Raw genomic sequence first — 15,502 nt, 5'->3', positions numbered from 1 at the left:
CCCGGACCAGCCCGGTCGGCTCAGGCCGACAGGGTGGCGCGACCCTTGGCGCGGCGGCTCGAGAGGATGGCACGGCCGGCACGGGTGCGCATGCGCAGCCGGAAGCCGTGGGTCTTCGCGCGCCGGCGGTTGTTCGGCTGGTAGGTGCGCTTGCTCACGTCAGGCTCTCCGTTTTCGTACGCGCCCCGCGCGACGGGATCGCCGGGGTCGTGGGGTGGTCCAGGCCACCTCGACGATGGCCACCGTTCGGCGCTGCCCGGCGAAGCGGGTCCGGCGGTGCGGAAAACGACCGCGGGCAGCAAGCACCCATCACCCTAGCAGAGGGCGAGAGAGCAGCCGCTCCAGCCTACGCAGGGGTGCAATGACCGTCAAACATCCACAGCGAGGAGGTCGGGACGCGCCCGGGACCGAAGGGGCGGTTTTCGCTGATGCCGACAAGGTCGCTGGGGCGTCGCCGGTTGATGGGGCAGGGACAACGCTGTTACCGTGCCCGATTGCGGTGAGCGTCGGATGCTCCGGTCGTCGCGCGCAGGCAAGACCGGACACGCTGGTGAATCGTTCGGCACGGTGAACCCGCTTCAACGGCCGTCCAGGCAGGGGCAGGTCCCGCGCCCGGCGGGCGGCCACAACCGGTCGGTGCACAGGCTGTGGATAACCTGTGGACGAGCGCTGGTCAGTTGTCCGGGTGGGTGATGTTCCACCCGTGCACGCGGCGGGCCCGGGACGGGCGGCTGGCAGACAGCGGCGGCCGGGAGCAGAGGCGAGGGGGTGGCACGACGGTGGCCGGTACGACCGACCTTGCCGCGGTGTGGTTGGCGGCGACCGACGAGCTCGCCGACGAGATCATCTCCGCCCAGCAGCGCGCCTACCTCCGGTTGACCCGACTGCGGGCGATCGTCGAGGACACCGCGCTGCTCTCGGTACCGGACGCGTTCACCCGGGACGTGATCGAGTCGCGGCTGCGCCCGGCGATCACCGAGGCGCTGACCCGCCGACTCGGCCGGCCGATCCAGGTTGCCGTGACCGTACGCGTGGCGGAGGACGCCACCGGCCGCCCGGCCGGCACCGTCTACCGCAGCACCCCGGAGCCGGGGCCACTCGACGTCAACGAACCGCAGTCGGGCCCGCTCGGGGACGAGTACGCCGGACGGTCCGTGTCGAACGAGGCCATCGGTGAGCAACTCGGGCCACGGCTGCCCGAGACCGCCGTACCGCCGTCGCCGACCGGTCCACCCCCCGCGCCGGTCGTCGACGCGCACCGGCCCGGGCTGATCCCGGCCAGCCGCGACGGACAGGAGGCGCTGTTCAGCGCGGCCTTCGTCGAGCCGATGCGGTCGTCCCGACCGGCGCCCGAACGGCGGGGGTACGACGAGCAGGCGGCCCGCCTCGACCCGCCCGGCCCCGACACCCGGCCGTACGAGCCCCGCTACCGCGAGGACGCCACGTCCCCCCGGGACCAGCACGTGATCCGTCCGCTGCCCCGGGACGGCGGAACGGACAGCGGCCCGGGTCGCAGCGGGATGGATCACCGTCCCGGCGGGCGGGACGACCGCCGGCTGCCCGGGGCCGACACCGGTGGCAACCGGTTGAACCCGAAGTACATGTTCGAGACGTTCGTCATCGGCTCGTCCAACCGGTTCGCCCACGCGGCGAGCGTGGCGGTGGCCGAGTCGCCGGCGAAGGCGTACAACCCGCTCTTCATCTACGGCAGTTCCGGGTTGGGCAAGACGCACCTGTTGCACGCCATCGGGCACTACGCCACGACACTCGGCAACGCCCGGTCGGTGCGGTACGTCTCGACCGAGGAGTTCACCAACGACTTCATCAACTCGCTCCGGGACGACAAGACCAGCGCGTTCCAGCGGCGCTACCGCGACGTCGACATCCTGCTGATCGACGACATCCAGTTCCTGGAGAACCGCGAGCGCACGCAGGAGGAGTTCTTCCACACCTTCAACACCCTGCACAACGCCAACAAGCAGATCGTGATCACGTCCGACCGGTCGCCGAAGCAGTTGGCCACGTTGGAGGACCGGCTGCGGACGCGCTTCGAGTGGGGGCTGCTGGCCGACATCCAGCCGCCGGATCTAGAGACGCGGATCGCGATCCTGCAGAAGAAGGCGGCACAGGAGCGCCTCTACGCCCCGCCGGACGTGCTGGAGTTCATCGCCTCCCGGGTGTCGAACTCGATCCGGGAGTTGGAGGGCGCGCTGATCCGGGTGACGGCGTTCGCCAGTCTCACCCGCTCGACCGTGGAGTTGTCGCTCGCCGAGGAGGTGCTGCGGGACTTCATCCCGGACGGCGCCGGTCCGGAGATCACGGCGGACCAGATCATGGTCTCCACGGCCGACTACTTCGGCGTGAGCCTGGAGGATCTGCGCGGCCAGTCCCGTTCGCGCGTCCTGGTCAACGCCCGCCAGGTCGCCATGTACCTGTGCCGGGAGCTGACCGAGTTGTCGCTGCCGAGGATCGGGCAGGCCTTCGGTGGCCGGGACCACACCACTGTCATGCACGCGGACCGCAAGATCCGTCAGCAGATGGCCGAGCGGCGCTCGCTCTACAACCAGATCGCCGAGCTGACCAACCGGATCAAGCAGAACACCTGAGGGGTACGACGCCGCACGACTCCGCAGGACACGCCCGGCCGGACTCCGGCCGGGCGTTCTTCTTTGGATGCCGCTACGTCGCGACCCGACTCCGGACGGTGCTCACTTCGGCGTCGGCGGCACCGATTCCGCCGTCCGACGAGGGCTTCGGCTTGACCCTCGACATGGTGTAGGCCACAGGATCGGTGCCGTGTCCACCTCGAAGCTCACTCGTTGTCCACAACTCGTTATCCACCGTCGGTGGATAACTACGGTCGGTCTCGTCTCAGTTACCCACAGGCTGTGGAGAAACCCTGTGCACGACGCTGTGGACGCCTGGGGACAACGCCGAAGTTGTCCACCGATGATCGTCGAGGTGTGTACGAGCTGTTGAAGGTTCTGGGGACAACGCCAATGGTGATCTTCTCGGCTGTCCACAACCTTGGGGAGAAAGTCGGTGGATTACCGGTGGACAACCGGTGGACAACGGTGGACAACCGGCCCGCGTCGCCGGGTTGTGGACAGGTGACGTGGTTTCACACCCGGTTATCCACAGCAAACTCACCGGTGGATAACCTGTCTGAGCTGCGCAGACCCGAGTTCTCCACAGTTTGCACAGGTGCGATGAAGACGATGGGTTATCTCTTCTAAGAGAACAAAAACCAATCATCACCGTTGGGCTTTCTGTGGATCGTGCCGAACGCTGCCGGACAGGCCGGTCAGCATCGACACGATCCATGGGGTCGGGCGCACAGCCGATGTCCCCGCGCCCTAAGGTGCGATGGACACCCGCACGGTCGGGCGGGACGGTAGGCAGCGGTCGGCATGAGAGAGTTGTCGCTGACGTCGACGCGGAGGCATTGATGAAGTTCCGAGTGGAGCGCGACGCGCTCGCCGAGGCCGTGGCGTGGACCGCGAAGAGCCTGCCCAACCGGCCGTCCGTACCGGTGCTCGCCGGGGTGATGCTCCGCGTCACCGACGGCAACCTGCGGGTCTCCGGTTTCGACTACGAGGTCTCCAGCCAGGTGACCGTCGAGGTCCAGGGTGACGCCGACGGCGCCGCGCTGGTCTCCGGCCGCCTGCTCGCCGAGATCACCAAGGCGCTGCCGGCCAAGCCGGTCGACATCGCCGCGGTCGGCGCCCACCTCGAGCTGGTCTGCGGCAGCGCGCGGTTCACCCTGCCCACCATGCCGGTGGAGGACTACCCCGCCCTGCCCGAGATGCCGCAGAGCGCCGGCACCGTCGACGCCGCGGCCTTCGCCACGGCGGTCGCCCAGGTGGCCATCGCCGCCGGCCGGGACGAGACGCTGCCGATGATGACCGGCGTCCGCGTCGAGCTCTCCGGCAGCACGCTGTCGATGCTCGCCACCGACCGGTACCGGTTGGCGCTGCGCGAGATCCAGTGGCGACCCGACGACCCCGAGGTCAGCATCAACGCGCTGGTCCCGGCCCGCACCCTGAACGACACCGCCAAGGCCCTCGGTCCGCTGGGCGGCGAGGTCACCCTCGCCCTCGCCCAGGGCGCGGCGGGTGAGGGCATGGTCGGCCTCGCCGGTGGCACCCGTCGCACCACGAGCCGGTTGCTCGACGGCGCCAACTACCCGCCGGTGCGCTCGCTCTTCCCGGCCACCCACAACGCCGAGGCGCGGGTGTCGGTGAGCACGCTGATCGAGGTGGTCAAGCGGGTCGCCCTGGTGGCCGAGCGCACCACGCCGGTGCTGCTCAGCTTCAGCGCAGACGGCCTGGTGGTCGAGGCCGGCGGTTCCGAGGAGGCACGGGCGAGCGAGGCGATGGAGGCCACCTTCACCGGTGACGCGCTCACCATCGGCTTCAACCCCCAGTACCTCATCGACGGCCTGGCAAACCTGGGTGCGCAGACCGCCATGCTCTCGTTCGTCGACGCTTTCAAGCCGGCGGTGATCTCACCCGCTGGCGAGGATGGTGAGGTCATTCCGGGGTATCGGTACCTCATCATGCCGATCCGCGTCTCTCGCTGATCGGCCCAGCAACACCAGATCCACGGAGGTAGGAACAAATGCAGCTCGGCCTGGTAGGACTCGGCCGGATGGGCGGCAACATGCGCGAGCGGTTGCGGGCTGCCGGCCACGAAGTGGTCGGATTCGATCACAACCCGCAGCTGAGCGACGCGGCTGACCTCGCCGAGCTGGCACAGAAGCTCGAATCGCCGCGGGCCGTATGGGTCATGGTGCCCGCCGGCGTCACCGATGCGACGATCGACGAACTCGCCGAGGTGCTCGGGGACGGCGACATCATCATCGACGGTGGGAACTCCCGCTTCAGCGACGACGCTCCCCGTGCCGAGCGGCTGAACGCGCGCGGTATCGGCTACGTGGACGTCGGCGTCTCCGGGGGCGTCTGGGGCCGGCAGAACGGCTACGGCCTGATGGTCGGCGGCGCCCAGGAGCACGTCGACCGGCTGATGCCGATCTTCCAGGCGCTCAGGCCGGAGGGCGAGTTCGGCTTCGTGCACGCCGGCCCGGTGGGCGCCGGCCACTACTCGAAGATGGTGCACAACGGCATCGAGTACGGCCTCATGCACGCCTACGCCGAGGGCTACGAGCTGCTGACCGCCTCCGAGCTGGTGACCAACGTCCCCGGCGTGTTCAAGTCGTGGCGCGAGGGCACGGTCGTCCGCTCCTGGCTGCTCGACCTGCTGGATCGGGCACTCGACGAGGACCCGGAGCTGGCCGACCTGAGCGGCTACACCGAGGACACCGGCGAGGGGCGCTGGACGGTCGACGAGGCGGTCCGGCTCGGCGTACCGCTGAACGTCATCACCGCCTCCCTGTTCGCCCGGTTCCAGTCGCGACAGGACGACTCGCCCGCCATGAAGGCCGTTGCCGCGCTGCGCCAGCAGTTCGGCGGCCATGCCGTCCACAAGCGCTGAGCGGTATCCACAACCTGTGTACGTCCGCCGGCTGGAACTGGTCGACTTCCGCTCGTACGAGCGGGTCGCCGTCGACCTCCAGCCGGGGGCGAACGTCCTGATCGGCGCCAACGGTGTCGGCAAGACCAACCTCGTCGAGGCGCTCGGTTACGTGGCGACCCTGGACTCGCATCGGGTCGCCACGGACGCGCCGCTGGTCCGGATGGGCGCCTCCTCGGCGGTGATCCGCTGCGCGGTCGTCCACGACGGGCGGGAACTCCTGGTCGAGCTGGAGATCGTGCCGGGGCGGGCCAACCGCGCCCGACTGGGCCGATCTCCCGCCCGGCGGGCGCGTGACGTGCTCGGGGCGCTGCGGTTGGTGCTGTTCGCACCGGAGGACCTGGAGCTGGTCCGGGGCGATCCGGCCGAGCGTCGTCGCTACCTCGACGATCTCCTGGTCAACCGGCAACCCCGCTACGCGGGCGTACGCGCCGACTACGACCGGGTGGTCAAGCAGCGCAACGCCCTGCTGCGCACCGCGTACCTCGCCCGCAAGACCGGCGGCTCCCGCGGCGGCGACCTGGGCACCCTCGCGGTGTGGGACACCCACCTGGCTCAGCACGGCGCGGAGCTGCTCGCCGGCCGGCTGGAACTGGTCGCCGCGCTCACCCCGCACGTCGCCAAGGCGTACGACGCGGTGGCCGCCGGCCGGGGCGCGGCCGGCATCGTCTACCGGCCGTCGGTCGAACTGGCCGAACCGACCACCGACCGGGCCACGCTGACCGAGGCGCTGACCGCCGCGCTGGCCGCCTCACGGGCCGCCGAGATCGAACGGGGCACCACGCTCGTCGGGCCACACCGGGACGAGCTGGCCCTGTCGCTCGGCCCGCTGCCGGCCAAGGGGTACGCGAGTCACGGCGAATCCTGGTCGTTCGCGCTCGCGCTGCGACTCGCCGGGTACGACCTGCTGCGCGCCGACGGCATCGAGCCGGTCCTGGTGCTCGACGACGTCTTCGCCGAGTTGGACGCCGGTCGTCGGGAACGGCTGGCGGAACTGGTGGGCGGGGCGAGTCAACTGCTGGTCACCTGTGCCGTGGACGACGACGTTCCGGCCGCGTTGCGGGGCACCCGCTACCAGGTCGGCGAGGGGACGGTACGACATGTCGGATGAGCCAGAGACCCGGCCGGCGCGCGCCACGTCCACCGGCAGCGGCCGGCAGGCCGGGGATGCCGCCGGCGGGCGTACTCCACCGGCCGGGGCGACCGACGGGCAGCCGGAGGGTCCCAGCGGCCCGGAGTTGGCGCGGGCGGTGCTCGACGCCGCGCTGTCCCGCCGCCAGGCGGCGGCGCGCACCCGGCGTACCCCCGGTGGTGGCGCTGGCGCCGACGGCGCTGGCGGCTCGGGACGGCGGCTGCGTGGCTACTCGGGCCCCGGGCCCGACCCGCGCGACCCGCAGCTCCTGGGCGCGGTGCTGAACCGGTTGGTGAAGGCGCGGGGCTGGCAGCAGCCCGCAGCCGAGGCCACCGTGTTCGGCGCGTGGGAGCGGGTGGTCGGCGCGGAGGTGGCCCAGCACAGCCGGCCGGTGAAGCTGGAGGACGGCGAGTTGACCGTGGAGGCGCGCTCGACGGCCTGGGCGACCCAGCTCCGGCTGCTGGCCGGCTCGCTGCTCAAGCAGATCGCCCAGGAGGTCGGCCACAACGTGGTGCGCAAGCTGCACATCCACGGCCCGGCCGCGCCGTCCTGGCAGAAGGGCCCACGCCGGGTGCGCGGGCGGGGACCGCGCGACACGTACGGCTGAGCAGGTCCTCTCAGCGCCGCCGGCCGGCCTCCCGGGCCGCACGCTTTCGCTCGCGTTGTTCCTGCGTGTAGCGCTTGCGCTCGGCCAGGTCACGTTTCCACGCCTCGCGGGCGGCCGTTGAACCGCCCTGCACCGCGCCCTGCACGCCGTCGGCCGGCCCGGCGAGGTGCCGGAAGGCCCAGCTCAGGAGTCGACCGCCCTCGCCCGGTGCTCTGGTGGTAGCGCGGTCCTCGCTCATCTGTCGTCCCTCCGCGTGCCATCACCCTAGAGTTGGTACACCAATGGTTGGCGTACCAACGATCGGTACGATAGTTGCCGTGCGCGAGGAGAGCAACCGATGAGCGACCAACTGCAGGGCACCGATCCGCTGGCGCTGGAGCAGCAGGTCTGCTTCGCCCTGTCGGTCGCGGCGCGCAGTGTGGTGGCCATCTACCGGCCACTGTTGGAACCAATGGGGCTGACCCACCCGCAGTACCTGGTGATGCTGGCGCTCTGGCAGCACGCGCCGCTGTCCGGGCGCGACCTCAGCCGCCTGTTGCAGCTTGACCCGGGCACCCTGTCACCCCTGCTCAAGCGGCTCGAAGCGGCCGGCTACCTGCGCCGGGAGCGGGACGCCGCCGACGAGCGCAGCCTCGCCGTCACCCTCACCGCCAGCGGCGTGGCCCTGCGCGCCCAGGCCGAGCAGATCCCGGCCGCGATCGTTCAGCGCCTCGGACTGCCCGTCGAGGATTTGCAACACCTGCACGCGGCGCTCACCCAGGTGATCGCCGCCGCCAACCGCCCCGCCGACCCCGAGGGTCAGGCGTCGGCGTAGACGGCGAAGCCGCGCTCGGCGCACCGCCGGTAGAACGCCGCCAGCACGCCCAGCTCCGCACAGGTGAAGTTCCACTGCGGCGGATCACCGCTCTCGTCGCGCAACGCGTCGAGCCGGGTGTCCAGCCAGCGCAGCTGCTGCTCCGCCAGCCGACCGTCGCCGAGCAGCGCCCGCAGCACCGTACTCACCGAGTCGAAGGTGACCGTCTCGCCGTACTCCCGGTGCCCGGCCACGAACCGTTCGATGCCACCGGCGATCCAGGCGCAACCGTCCGGGTCGATCACCGGGTCCTCGTCCTCGGCCGCGGCGTCTGTGGCGTACAACACACCTTCGAGGCCGAGCAGGAGATCCACCAACTCGGTGTACGCGGTCGCCCGGACGGTGCCGGTCTTCGCGATCAGCTCGGCCAGCGCCGCCGTCGGCGCGGAGATCCGTGGCAGGTCGACGATCTCGCCGAAGTCGACGAACTCGGCCGGCGCCACCGGATCGTAGAAGCGGCCGGTCCGCGGCCACTGCACCGCGACGTTGTCCAGCCCCATCTGTCACCTCTTAGAGAGCACGTGTCGGGTCGATCGGGTCGATCGTCCCGGTTCCGGCCGGTAAAGATCAAGGCCGCTTCCGGGGCGCCGCAAACGTACGGCACGGACGATCCGACCGCGACCCCCGACCCGCCCGAGCGCGGGTCAACCTGTCTGGGGGCGGCGCGTCCGAACAGGGCGTGGCGTGTGGGGGGAGTCGAGGGTAACGGGGTTCTGCCGGCTACGGACATCTCAGCCGCCTCGTTGAGGGTGCCGAGTGGTGGTTCTGTCCCCCACGCACAGTAGGATTGACAGCGAGACGAAGACCCGGTGCGGGCGAGCGACGGGGCCGGTGGCCCCAAGTCATTCTCCACTCCGGGTCGAGCCGATCGCGATCCGCGGGCGACCGCGGCGACCGGCGCGTTCGACCCGTTGTCCGGAGGTCTCCGGCACCGGTCCGCGCGCCGACGTCGCGTCCTGTCCCGCCGAACCCGCGCCCGACGCGCCCCACCGGCGCCGACGACGCGAGAAAGTGGCCGAGGGTGGCAGCGCAGGACAAGCAGGAGTACGGCGCAGAGTCGATCACCGTTCTCGAAGGGCTGGAGGCGGTTCGCAAGCGGCCCGGTATGTACATCGGGTCCACCGGCGAGCGCGGTCTGCACCACCTCGTCTGGGAGGTCGTCGACAACGCGGTCGACGAGGCGATGGCCGGCTACTGCGACACCATCGACGTGGTGCTGCTCGCCGACGGTGGGGTCCAGGTCACCGACAACGGCCGTGGCTTTCCGGTCGACCTCCACCCGAAGCTCAAGAAGCCGGGCGTCGAGGTCGCACTGACCGTGCTGCACGCGGGTGGCAAGTTCGACGGCAAGGCGTACGCGGTCTCCGGCGGCCTGCACGGCGTCGGCGTCTCCGTGGTGAACGCGCTCTCGACGAAGATGGCAGTGGTGATCCACAAGTCCGGCTTCGTCTGGCGGCAGCAGTACACCCACTCCAAGCCATCCGCGCTGGAGAAGGGCGAGACCACCGACCGCACCGGCTCTGCGGTCTCCTTCTGGCCCGACGCGGACGTCTTCGAGACGATCGACTTCGACTTCCAGACCATCTACCGACGCCTGCAGGAGATGGCCTTCCTCAACCGGGGCATCACCATCCACCTGCTCGACGAGCGGGTCCCGGAGGACGAGGACGGCAAGACCCGCGAGGTCACCTTCCGCTACGACGGCGGTATCGCCGACTTCGTCCGACACCTCAACGCCTCCAAGAACCCGATGCACAAGACGGTGGTCGAGTTCGAGGCCGAGGAAGAGGGCATGTCCCTCGAGATCGCCATGCAGTGGAACGAGTCGTACGGCGAGTCGGTCTACACCTTCGCCAACAACATCAACACGCACGAGGGCGGCACCCACGAGGAGGGCTTCCGGTCCGCGCTGACCAGCGTGGTCAACCGGTACGGCACCGACAAGAAGCTGCTCAAGGGCGACGAGAAGCTCTCCGGCGAGGACATTCGAGAGGGCTTGGCCGCGATCATCTCGGTCAAGCTGACGAACCCGCAGTTCGAGGGCCAGACCAAGACCAAGCTGGGCAACACCCCGGTGAAGAGCTTCGTGCAGCGGGTCTGCAACGACCGGCTGGTCGACTGGTTCGACCGCAACCCGGCCGAGGCCAAGACGATCATCCAGAAGGCGTCCCAGGCGGCCCGCGCCCGCATCGCCGCGCAGCAGGCCCGCAAGCTGGCCCGACGCAAGTCGCTGCTGGAGTCCGGCTCGATGCCGGGCAAGCTGGCCGACTGCCAGTCCACCGACCCGCGCGAATCCGAGGTCTTCATCGTCGAGGGTGACTCGGCCGGTGGCTCGGCCAAGCAGGGTCGCGACCCGCGCACCCAGGCGATCCTGCCGATCCGCGGCAAGATCCTCAACGTGGAGAAGGCCCGGATCGACCGGGTCCTCAAGAACAACGAGGTCCAGGCGCTGATCACCGCGCTCGGCACCGGCATCCACGACGACTTCGACATGGAGAAGCTGCGGTACCACAAGGTGGTGCTGATGGCCGACGCGGATGTCGACGGCCAGCACATCCAGACCCTGCTGCTCACCCTGCTGTTCCGCTTCATGCGTCCGCTGGTCGAGCTGGGGCACGTCTACCTGGCCGCCCCGCCGCTCTACAAGATCAAGTGGAACAAGAAGGGCGACGACGCGCAGTACGCCTACTCCGACCGGGAGCGGGACGGGCTGATCGCGCTGCGCCAGCAGAAGAAGCCGAACGCCAAGCCGGACGACATCCAGCGGTTCAAGGGCCTCGGCGAGATGAACTATCCCGAGCTGTGGGAGACCACGATGAACCCGGCGACCCGCACCCTGCGTCAGGTGACGCTCGACGACGCTGCAACCGCAGACGAGTTGTTCAGCGTCCTGATGGGTGAGGACGTCGAAGCCCGCCGGTCGTTCATCCAGCGCAACGCCAAGGATGTGCGGTTCCTGGACATCTGACGGACGTCGACGGGCCAGCCGGGCAGCACCTGGCTGGCCCGCCGGTCCACAGAGTTATCCACAGCTTGACGGCTATCCACAGCCGTTATCCACAGCACGAAAACGACTCTGAGTCTGATAAGGGTATACAGTGACCGATTCCCCCGAGTCCACACCGAACGAGCCCGAGGTCCCCACCGAGGCCATCGCCGCGGTGGTCGCGCACGACCGGATCGAACCGGTCGGGCTCGAGGTGGAGATGCAGCGCTCCTACCTCGACTACGCGATGAGCGTCATCGTCGGGCGCGCGCTGCCGGACGTCCGGGACGGGCTCAAGCCGGTCCACCGCAAGATCCTCTACGCCATGTTCGACTCCGGCTACCGGCCGGACCGCGGCTACGTGAAGTGCTCGCGGGTCGTCGGCGACGTGATGGGTCAGTTCCACCCGCACGGCGACTCGGCGATCTACGACGCGCTGGTCCGGATGGCGCAGCCGTGGTCGCTGCGCTACCCGCTGGTCGACGGCAACGGCAACTTCGGCTCGCCGGGTAACGATCCGGCTGCCGCCATGAGATATACCGAATGCAAGCTCGACCCGCTGGCCATGGAGATGCTGCGGGACATCGACGAGGACACCGTCGACCTGCAGGACAACTACGACGGCCGGGCCAAGGAGCCCACCATCCTGCCGTCGCGGATCCCGAACCTGCTGGTGAACGGCTCCGAGGGCATCGCGGTCGGCATGGCCACCAAGATTCCGCCGCACAACCTGCGGGAGATCGGCGCGGCGGTGCAGTGGTGCCTGGAGCACCCGGAGGAAGACGAGGAGACCACCCTCGAAGCCCTGATCGGCATCGTCAAGGGTCCGGACTTCCCCACCTACGGTCTGATCGTCGGCACCACCGCGATCCAGGACGCGTACCGCACCGGTCGCGGCTCGATCCGGATGCGCGCCGTGGTGGAGGTCGAGGAGGACAAGCGGGGCCGCCCCTGCCTGGTCGTCAGCGAACTGCCCTACCAGGTCAACCCGGACAACCTCGCCGAGCGGATCGCCGAGCTGATCAAGGAGGGCAAGCTCGCCGGGATCGCCGACATCCGCGACGAGTCCTCCGGTCGTACCGGCATGCGGATCGTCCTGGTCCTCAAGCGCGACGCGGTCGCCAAGGTCGTGCTGAACAACCTCTACAAGCACACCCAGCTCCAGGAGACGTTCGGCGCCAACATGCTGGCCCTGGTCGACGGGGTGCCGCGCACGCTCAACCTGGCCCAGTTCATCCGCTACTACGTCGAGCACCAGATCGACGTGATCCGCCGGCGGACCGCGTACCGGCTACGCAAGGCCGAGGAGCGGGCACACATCCTGCGGGGCCTGGGCAAGGCGCTGGACGCGCTGGACGAGGTGATCGCCCTGATCCGGCGCTCTCCGACGGTGGACGACGCCCGGCAGGGCCTGATCCGGCTGCTGGAGATCGACGAGATCCAGGCGACCGCGATCCTGGACATGCAGCTGCGCCGGCTCGCCGCCCTGGAGCGGCAGCGGATCATCGACGACCTGGCCAAGCTCGAGATCGAGATCGCCGACCTGAAGGACATCCTCGCGAAGCCGGAGCGGCAGCGGCGGATCGTCTCGGAGGAGCTGGGCGAGATCGTCGCGAAGTGGGGCGACGACCGGCGTACGCAGATCATTCCGTTCGACGGCGAGGTCTCGATGGAGGACCTCATCGCCCGGGAGGACGTGGTCGTCACGATCACCCGGACGGGGTACGCCAAGCGGACGAAGGTCGACCTGTACCGCTCGCAGCGGCGGGGCGGCAAGGGCGTCAGTGGCGCCACGCTGCGGCAGGACGACATCGTCAGCCACTTCTTCGTATGCTCGACCCACGACTGGATCCTGTTCTTCACGAACAAGGGCCGGGTGTACCGGGCCAAGGCGTACGAGTTGCCGGAAGCCAGTAGGGTAGCCAAGGGCCAACACGTGGCCAATCTGCTCGCTTTCCTACCGGATGAGCAGATCGCGCAGATCATCGAAATCCCGGACTACCAGGTAGCCCCCTATCTGGTACTGGCCACGAAGAACGGCCTGGTGAAGAAGACGCGGCTCGAGGAGTTCGACTCCAACCGTTCCGGCGGCATCATCGCGATCAACCTGCGCGATGAGGACGAGCTGGTCGGTGCTGCTCTGGTGGCGCCGGAGAACGACCTGCTGCTGGTCTCGAAGAAGGCGCAGGCGATCCGGTTCAACGCCTCGGACGAGGCGCTGCGGCCGATGGGTCGGGCCACCTCGGGCGTGATCGGCATGCGCTTCACGGACGACGATGTCCTACTCGCCATGGAGGTCGTCCGGGAGGGTCTGGACGTCCTGGTGGCCACGAACGGGGGTTACGCGAAACGTACCCCGATCGAGGAATACCCGGTGCAGGGCCGGGGAGGTAAGGGCGTGCTGACTGCGAAGATCACCGAACGGCGCGGTGGTCTGGTCGGTGCGGTGGTGATCGACCCGGACGACGAGTTGTTCGCGATCACCAGCAACGGTGGTGTCATCCGGACTCCGGTGAAGCCTGTACGCCGTACGCGTGACCGGAACACAATGGGGGTCAAGCTGATGGACCTCCCGGACGGCGTGACTATCGTGGCGATTGCTCGCAATGCCGACGAGCCTGACGAACAGGACTAGTTGAATGACGGAGACACAGGCGAAGTCGGGGAACACGGGGACCTCGGCCAACCCGGTCGACGAGGAGGCCGCCAAGCGCGGCACACCAGCGACCGGCCGCGCGGCCGTGGGCCGGGCAACGGTTCCCGCCGACGCGCCTGCCCCGAAATTCACCCGGGCTCCCGGCATGACACCCCCGCCGGAGCAGCCCGGCGAGGACGGGGGATCGGGTGACACCAAGGCCGAGAAGTCGGCCGGTGAGGCAGCGACGTCCACCGGGGCGGCCCCCACGGCGGCCGCCCCGAACCCGGCGCGGCCGACGACAACGCAGCCGATCAGCACCCGACCCGGTCAGGCGACATCGACCGGGGCTACTGGCACGCAGCCCCGGATCACACCGGGGATGACGCCGCCGGATCCGGGGCGTACGTCCACCGGTGGTCGCCCCGTGAGCGGTGGCGGTCTGCCGCCGGGGATCGGCAACGCGTCGGCCGTCGGAGCTGCCCGGGTCGGCGAGGCGGTCCGCGCCGCGCGGAGCTCGGTCAGCTCGGCCGCGTCCCGTGGGCCGCGTCGGGCCCGGCTGAACCTCAAGCGGATCGACCCGTGGTCCGTGATGAAGTTCGCGTTCGCCGTCTCGGTGGTGCTGTTCATCGTCGTGGTCGTCGCCACGTCGGTGCTCTACCTGGCGCTGGACGCGATGGGCGTGTTCCAGAGCGTCAACGACAGCCTCAGCGACCTGGTCAACGCGGGTGGTGGGCAGAGCACCAGCGGGTTCCAGATCACCGCCAAGGGCGTGATCCTCAGCTCGGCGCTGATCGGCCTGGTCAACGTGGTGCTGTTCACCGCGCTGGCCACGCTGGGCGCGTTCGTCTACAACGTCTGCGCCGACCTGGTTGGCGGGATCGAGCTGACGCTCGCCGAGCGGGACTGAGTGTGACCGGGGCGTCGGGGCCTCCGCGGAATGCGGTCGCTCCGACGCCCCGTACTCAGGTAGTTTTTGCGGGCGTCGACGACCCGGATCGCGCAGTCGGACCCCGATTTGGGGCCGGCGCGGCGGATGGGTTAATCTTGCTCGTCGCTACGCGGGGCTATAGCTCAGTCGGTTAGAGCGCAGAGCTGATAACTCTGAGGTCGATGGTTCGATTCCATCTAGCCCCACCGCACATCGTCCGACGGTAGTCGAGCGCAAGGGGTTGCCCCATGTTCAAGAAGCTGCTGATCCTGGCCGGCGTCGTCGGCGTGGCTGCCGTCGTCTTCAACAAGGTCAAGGCCGCCAACGACGAGCGCGCCCTCTGGCACGAGGCGACCACCGCGCCCGACCTGCGCTGACATCGTAGTGGCGGCGAGTCAGTCGCCGTCATTTGCGGGGCCCTAGCTCAACTGGCAGAGCACTGCCTTTGCAAGGCAGGGGTTAGGGGTTCGAGTCCCCTGGGCTCCACCAGCGCTTTCTTCGCTGTGATCCGGCAAACCATGGCGGCCCCCGTCGACAAGCCGAGCGAGGTCGAGGCGGCTGAGGCCTGGTTGAACGCCAACCGAGACGCTCTCACCTACGCCGAAGAGGGCGACGGCTGCGGCTGCTGCGTCCGGGCCTGGAAGTTGGAAGGGCCTGCCGAGCTGTTGGCGACGATCCCCTATGAGGTCTCGGCCTCCTCCGACTGGGATACGGCCTAGGTGACTGGTGTTAAACGGCCGGTTGACCGAGTTCTGGTCGACCGCCGTTATCGCGTGGGTGGTGTCGGTTCGGTGCGTTGGCTCGAGGGTGTGGGGTGCGGGAACCG

Annotated in this window: 14 protein-coding genes and 2 tRNA genes; 13 read left to right on the top strand and 3 right to left on the bottom strand. The window is 69.3% G+C overall.

Features of this window, described 5'->3' with window-relative positions; translation table 11 throughout:
* Positions 1–20 precede the first annotated feature (20 nt).
* A complete protein-coding gene (gene rpmH, locus ACLQ25_RS12280; protein ID WP_355242966.1) occupies positions 21–158 on the bottom strand; it encodes a 50S ribosomal protein L34 in 138 nt (45 codons plus the stop codon).
* Between the two features lie 534 nt (positions 159–692).
* Between rpmH and dnaA the strand changes: the two genes are divergently transcribed.
* The 5 genes from dnaA to ACLQ25_RS12255 all read left to right on the top strand — a co-directional run bounded on the left by dnaA (position 693) and on the right by ACLQ25_RS12255 (position 7,271).
* Complete coding sequence (dnaA, locus tag ACLQ25_RS12275; RefSeq protein WP_425731005.1) at positions 693–2,606, top strand: chromosomal replication initiator protein DnaA; 1,914 nt, start codon at positions 693–695, stop codon at positions 2,604–2,606.
* Positions 2,607–3,448: 842 nt separating this feature from the next.
* The gene (dnaN, locus tag ACLQ25_RS12270; protein ID WP_357171746.1) at positions 3,449–4,582 is read left to right on the top strand and encodes a DNA polymerase III subunit beta; all 1,134 of its coding nucleotides are present in this window, start codon (positions 3,449–3,451) and stop codon (positions 4,580–4,582) included.
* A 38-nt stretch (positions 4,583–4,620) separates the two neighbouring features.
* Entirely contained in the window at positions 4,621–5,493 is an 873-nt protein-coding gene (gnd, locus tag ACLQ25_RS12265; protein WP_425731004.1) for a phosphogluconate dehydrogenase (NAD(+)-dependent, decarboxylating), read from the top strand.
* 16 nt (positions 5,494–5,509) lie between these two features.
* Entirely contained in the window at positions 5,510–6,643 is a 1,134-nt protein-coding gene (recF, locus tag ACLQ25_RS12260) for a DNA replication/repair protein RecF (RefSeq protein WP_425731003.1), read from the top strand.
* Positions 6,633–7,271: a DUF721 domain-containing protein gene (locus tag ACLQ25_RS12255; RefSeq protein WP_425731002.1), complete on the top strand. Its 639-nt coding sequence runs from the start codon at positions 6,633–6,635 to the stop codon at positions 7,269–7,271. The genes recF and ACLQ25_RS12255 overlap by 11 nt, the downstream gene beginning before the upstream one ends.
* A 10-nt stretch (positions 7,272–7,281) precedes the next feature.
* Here ACLQ25_RS12255 and ACLQ25_RS12250 read toward each other — a convergent pair whose 3' ends face one another.
* On the bottom strand, positions 7,282–7,509 hold the full coding sequence (locus ACLQ25_RS12250; protein WP_425731001.1) for a hypothetical protein: 228 nt from the start codon (positions 7,507–7,509) through the stop codon (positions 7,282–7,284).
* Positions 7,510–7,608: 99 nt separating this feature from the next.
* Here ACLQ25_RS12250 and ACLQ25_RS12245 point away from each other — a divergent pair, with 99 nt between their 5' ends.
* Entirely contained in the window at positions 7,609–8,085 is a 477-nt protein-coding gene (locus tag ACLQ25_RS12245; RefSeq protein ID WP_425731000.1) for a MarR family winged helix-turn-helix transcriptional regulator, read from the top strand.
* On the opposite strand, the gene ACLQ25_RS12240 is transcribed toward ACLQ25_RS12245, so the two are convergent.
* Positions 8,070–8,624 carry a hypothetical protein gene (locus ACLQ25_RS12240; protein WP_396803546.1) on the bottom strand — a complete coding sequence of 185 codons (555 nt, stop codon included), beginning with the start codon at positions 8,622–8,624 and terminating at the stop codon, positions 8,070–8,072. The two genes, ACLQ25_RS12245 and ACLQ25_RS12240, sit on opposite strands and share 16 nt — an antisense overlap.
* Before the next feature lie 521 nt (positions 8,625–9,145).
* Here ACLQ25_RS12240 and gyrB point away from each other — a divergent pair.
* The 7 genes from gyrB (at position 9,146) to ACLQ25_RS12205 (ending at position 15,395) form a co-directional block, all read left to right on the top strand.
* Entirely contained in the window at positions 9,146–11,092 is a 1,947-nt protein-coding gene (gyrB, locus tag ACLQ25_RS12235; protein ID WP_396803547.1) for a DNA topoisomerase (ATP-hydrolyzing) subunit B, read from the top strand.
* Positions 11,093–11,222: 130 nt separating this feature from the next.
* On the top strand, positions 11,223–13,745 hold the full coding sequence (gyrA, locus tag ACLQ25_RS12230) for a DNA gyrase subunit A (RefSeq protein ID WP_425730999.1): 2,523 nt from the start codon (positions 11,223–11,225) through the stop codon (positions 13,743–13,745).
* 4 nt (positions 13,746–13,749) lie between these two features.
* Complete coding sequence (locus ACLQ25_RS12225; RefSeq protein ID WP_425730998.1) at positions 13,750–14,655, top strand: DUF3566 domain-containing protein; 906 nt, start codon at positions 13,750–13,752, stop codon at positions 14,653–14,655.
* 153 nt (positions 14,656–14,808) lie between these two features.
* Positions 14,809–14,882 (top strand) — tRNA-Ile (locus ACLQ25_RS12220).
* Between the two features lie 42 nt (positions 14,883–14,924).
* Positions 14,925–15,053: a DLW-39 family protein gene (locus ACLQ25_RS12215; RefSeq protein ID WP_007453934.1), complete on the top strand. Its 129-nt coding sequence runs from the start codon at positions 14,925–14,927 to the stop codon at positions 15,051–15,053.
* Between the two features lie 36 nt (positions 15,054–15,089).
* A tRNA-Ala gene (locus ACLQ25_RS12210) sits at positions 15,090–15,165 on the top strand.
* A gap of 80 nt (positions 15,166–15,245) precedes the next feature.
* Positions 15,246–15,395 carry a hypothetical protein gene (locus ACLQ25_RS12205; RefSeq protein WP_425730997.1) on the top strand — a complete coding sequence of 50 codons (150 nt, stop codon included), beginning with the start codon at positions 15,246–15,248 and terminating at the stop codon, positions 15,393–15,395.
* Positions 15,396–15,502 lie beyond the last annotated feature (107 nt).

It is taken from the genome of Micromonospora sp. DT44 (assembly GCF_049841635.1).
Taxonomy (GTDB): domain Bacteria; phylum Actinomycetota; class Actinomycetes; order Mycobacteriales; family Micromonosporaceae; genus Micromonospora.
This window is presented reverse-complemented; position numbering and strand designations above follow the sequence as displayed.

What these genes read in the sequence shown, in the direction of transcription:
- ACLQ25_RS12225 (WP_425730998.1), top strand. Translation starts at nt 13,750, where the DNA reads ATGACGGAGACACAGGCGAAGTCGGGGAACACGGGGACCTCGGCCAAC.
- dnaN (WP_357171746.1), top strand. Translation starts at nt 3,449, where the DNA reads ATGAAGTTCCGAGTGGAGCGCGACGCGCTCGCCGAGGCCGTGGCGTGG.
- ACLQ25_RS12245 (WP_425731000.1), top strand. Translation starts at nt 7,609, where the DNA reads ATGAGCGACCAACTGCAGGGCACCGATCCGCTGGCGCTGGAGCAGCAG.
- ACLQ25_RS12240 (WP_396803546.1), bottom strand. Translation starts at nt 8,624, where the DNA reads ATGGGGCTGGACAACGTCGCGGTGCAGTGGCCGCGGACCGGCCGCTTC.
- dnaA (WP_425731005.1), top strand. Translation starts at nt 693, where the DNA reads ATGTTCCACCCGTGCACGCGGCGGGCCCGGGACGGGCGGCTGGCAGAC.
- gnd (WP_425731004.1), top strand. Translation starts at nt 4,621, where the DNA reads ATGCAGCTCGGCCTGGTAGGACTCGGCCGGATGGGCGGCAACATGCGC.
- ACLQ25_RS12250 (WP_425731001.1), bottom strand. Translation starts at nt 7,509, where the DNA reads ATGAGCGAGGACCGCGCTACCACCAGAGCACCGGGCGAGGGCGGTCGA.
- ACLQ25_RS12255 (WP_425731002.1), top strand. Translation starts at nt 6,633, where the DNA reads ATGTCGGATGAGCCAGAGACCCGGCCGGCGCGCGCCACGTCCACCGGC.
- ACLQ25_RS12215 (WP_007453934.1), top strand. Translation starts at nt 14,925, where the DNA reads ATGTTCAAGAAGCTGCTGATCCTGGCCGGCGTCGTCGGCGTGGCTGCC.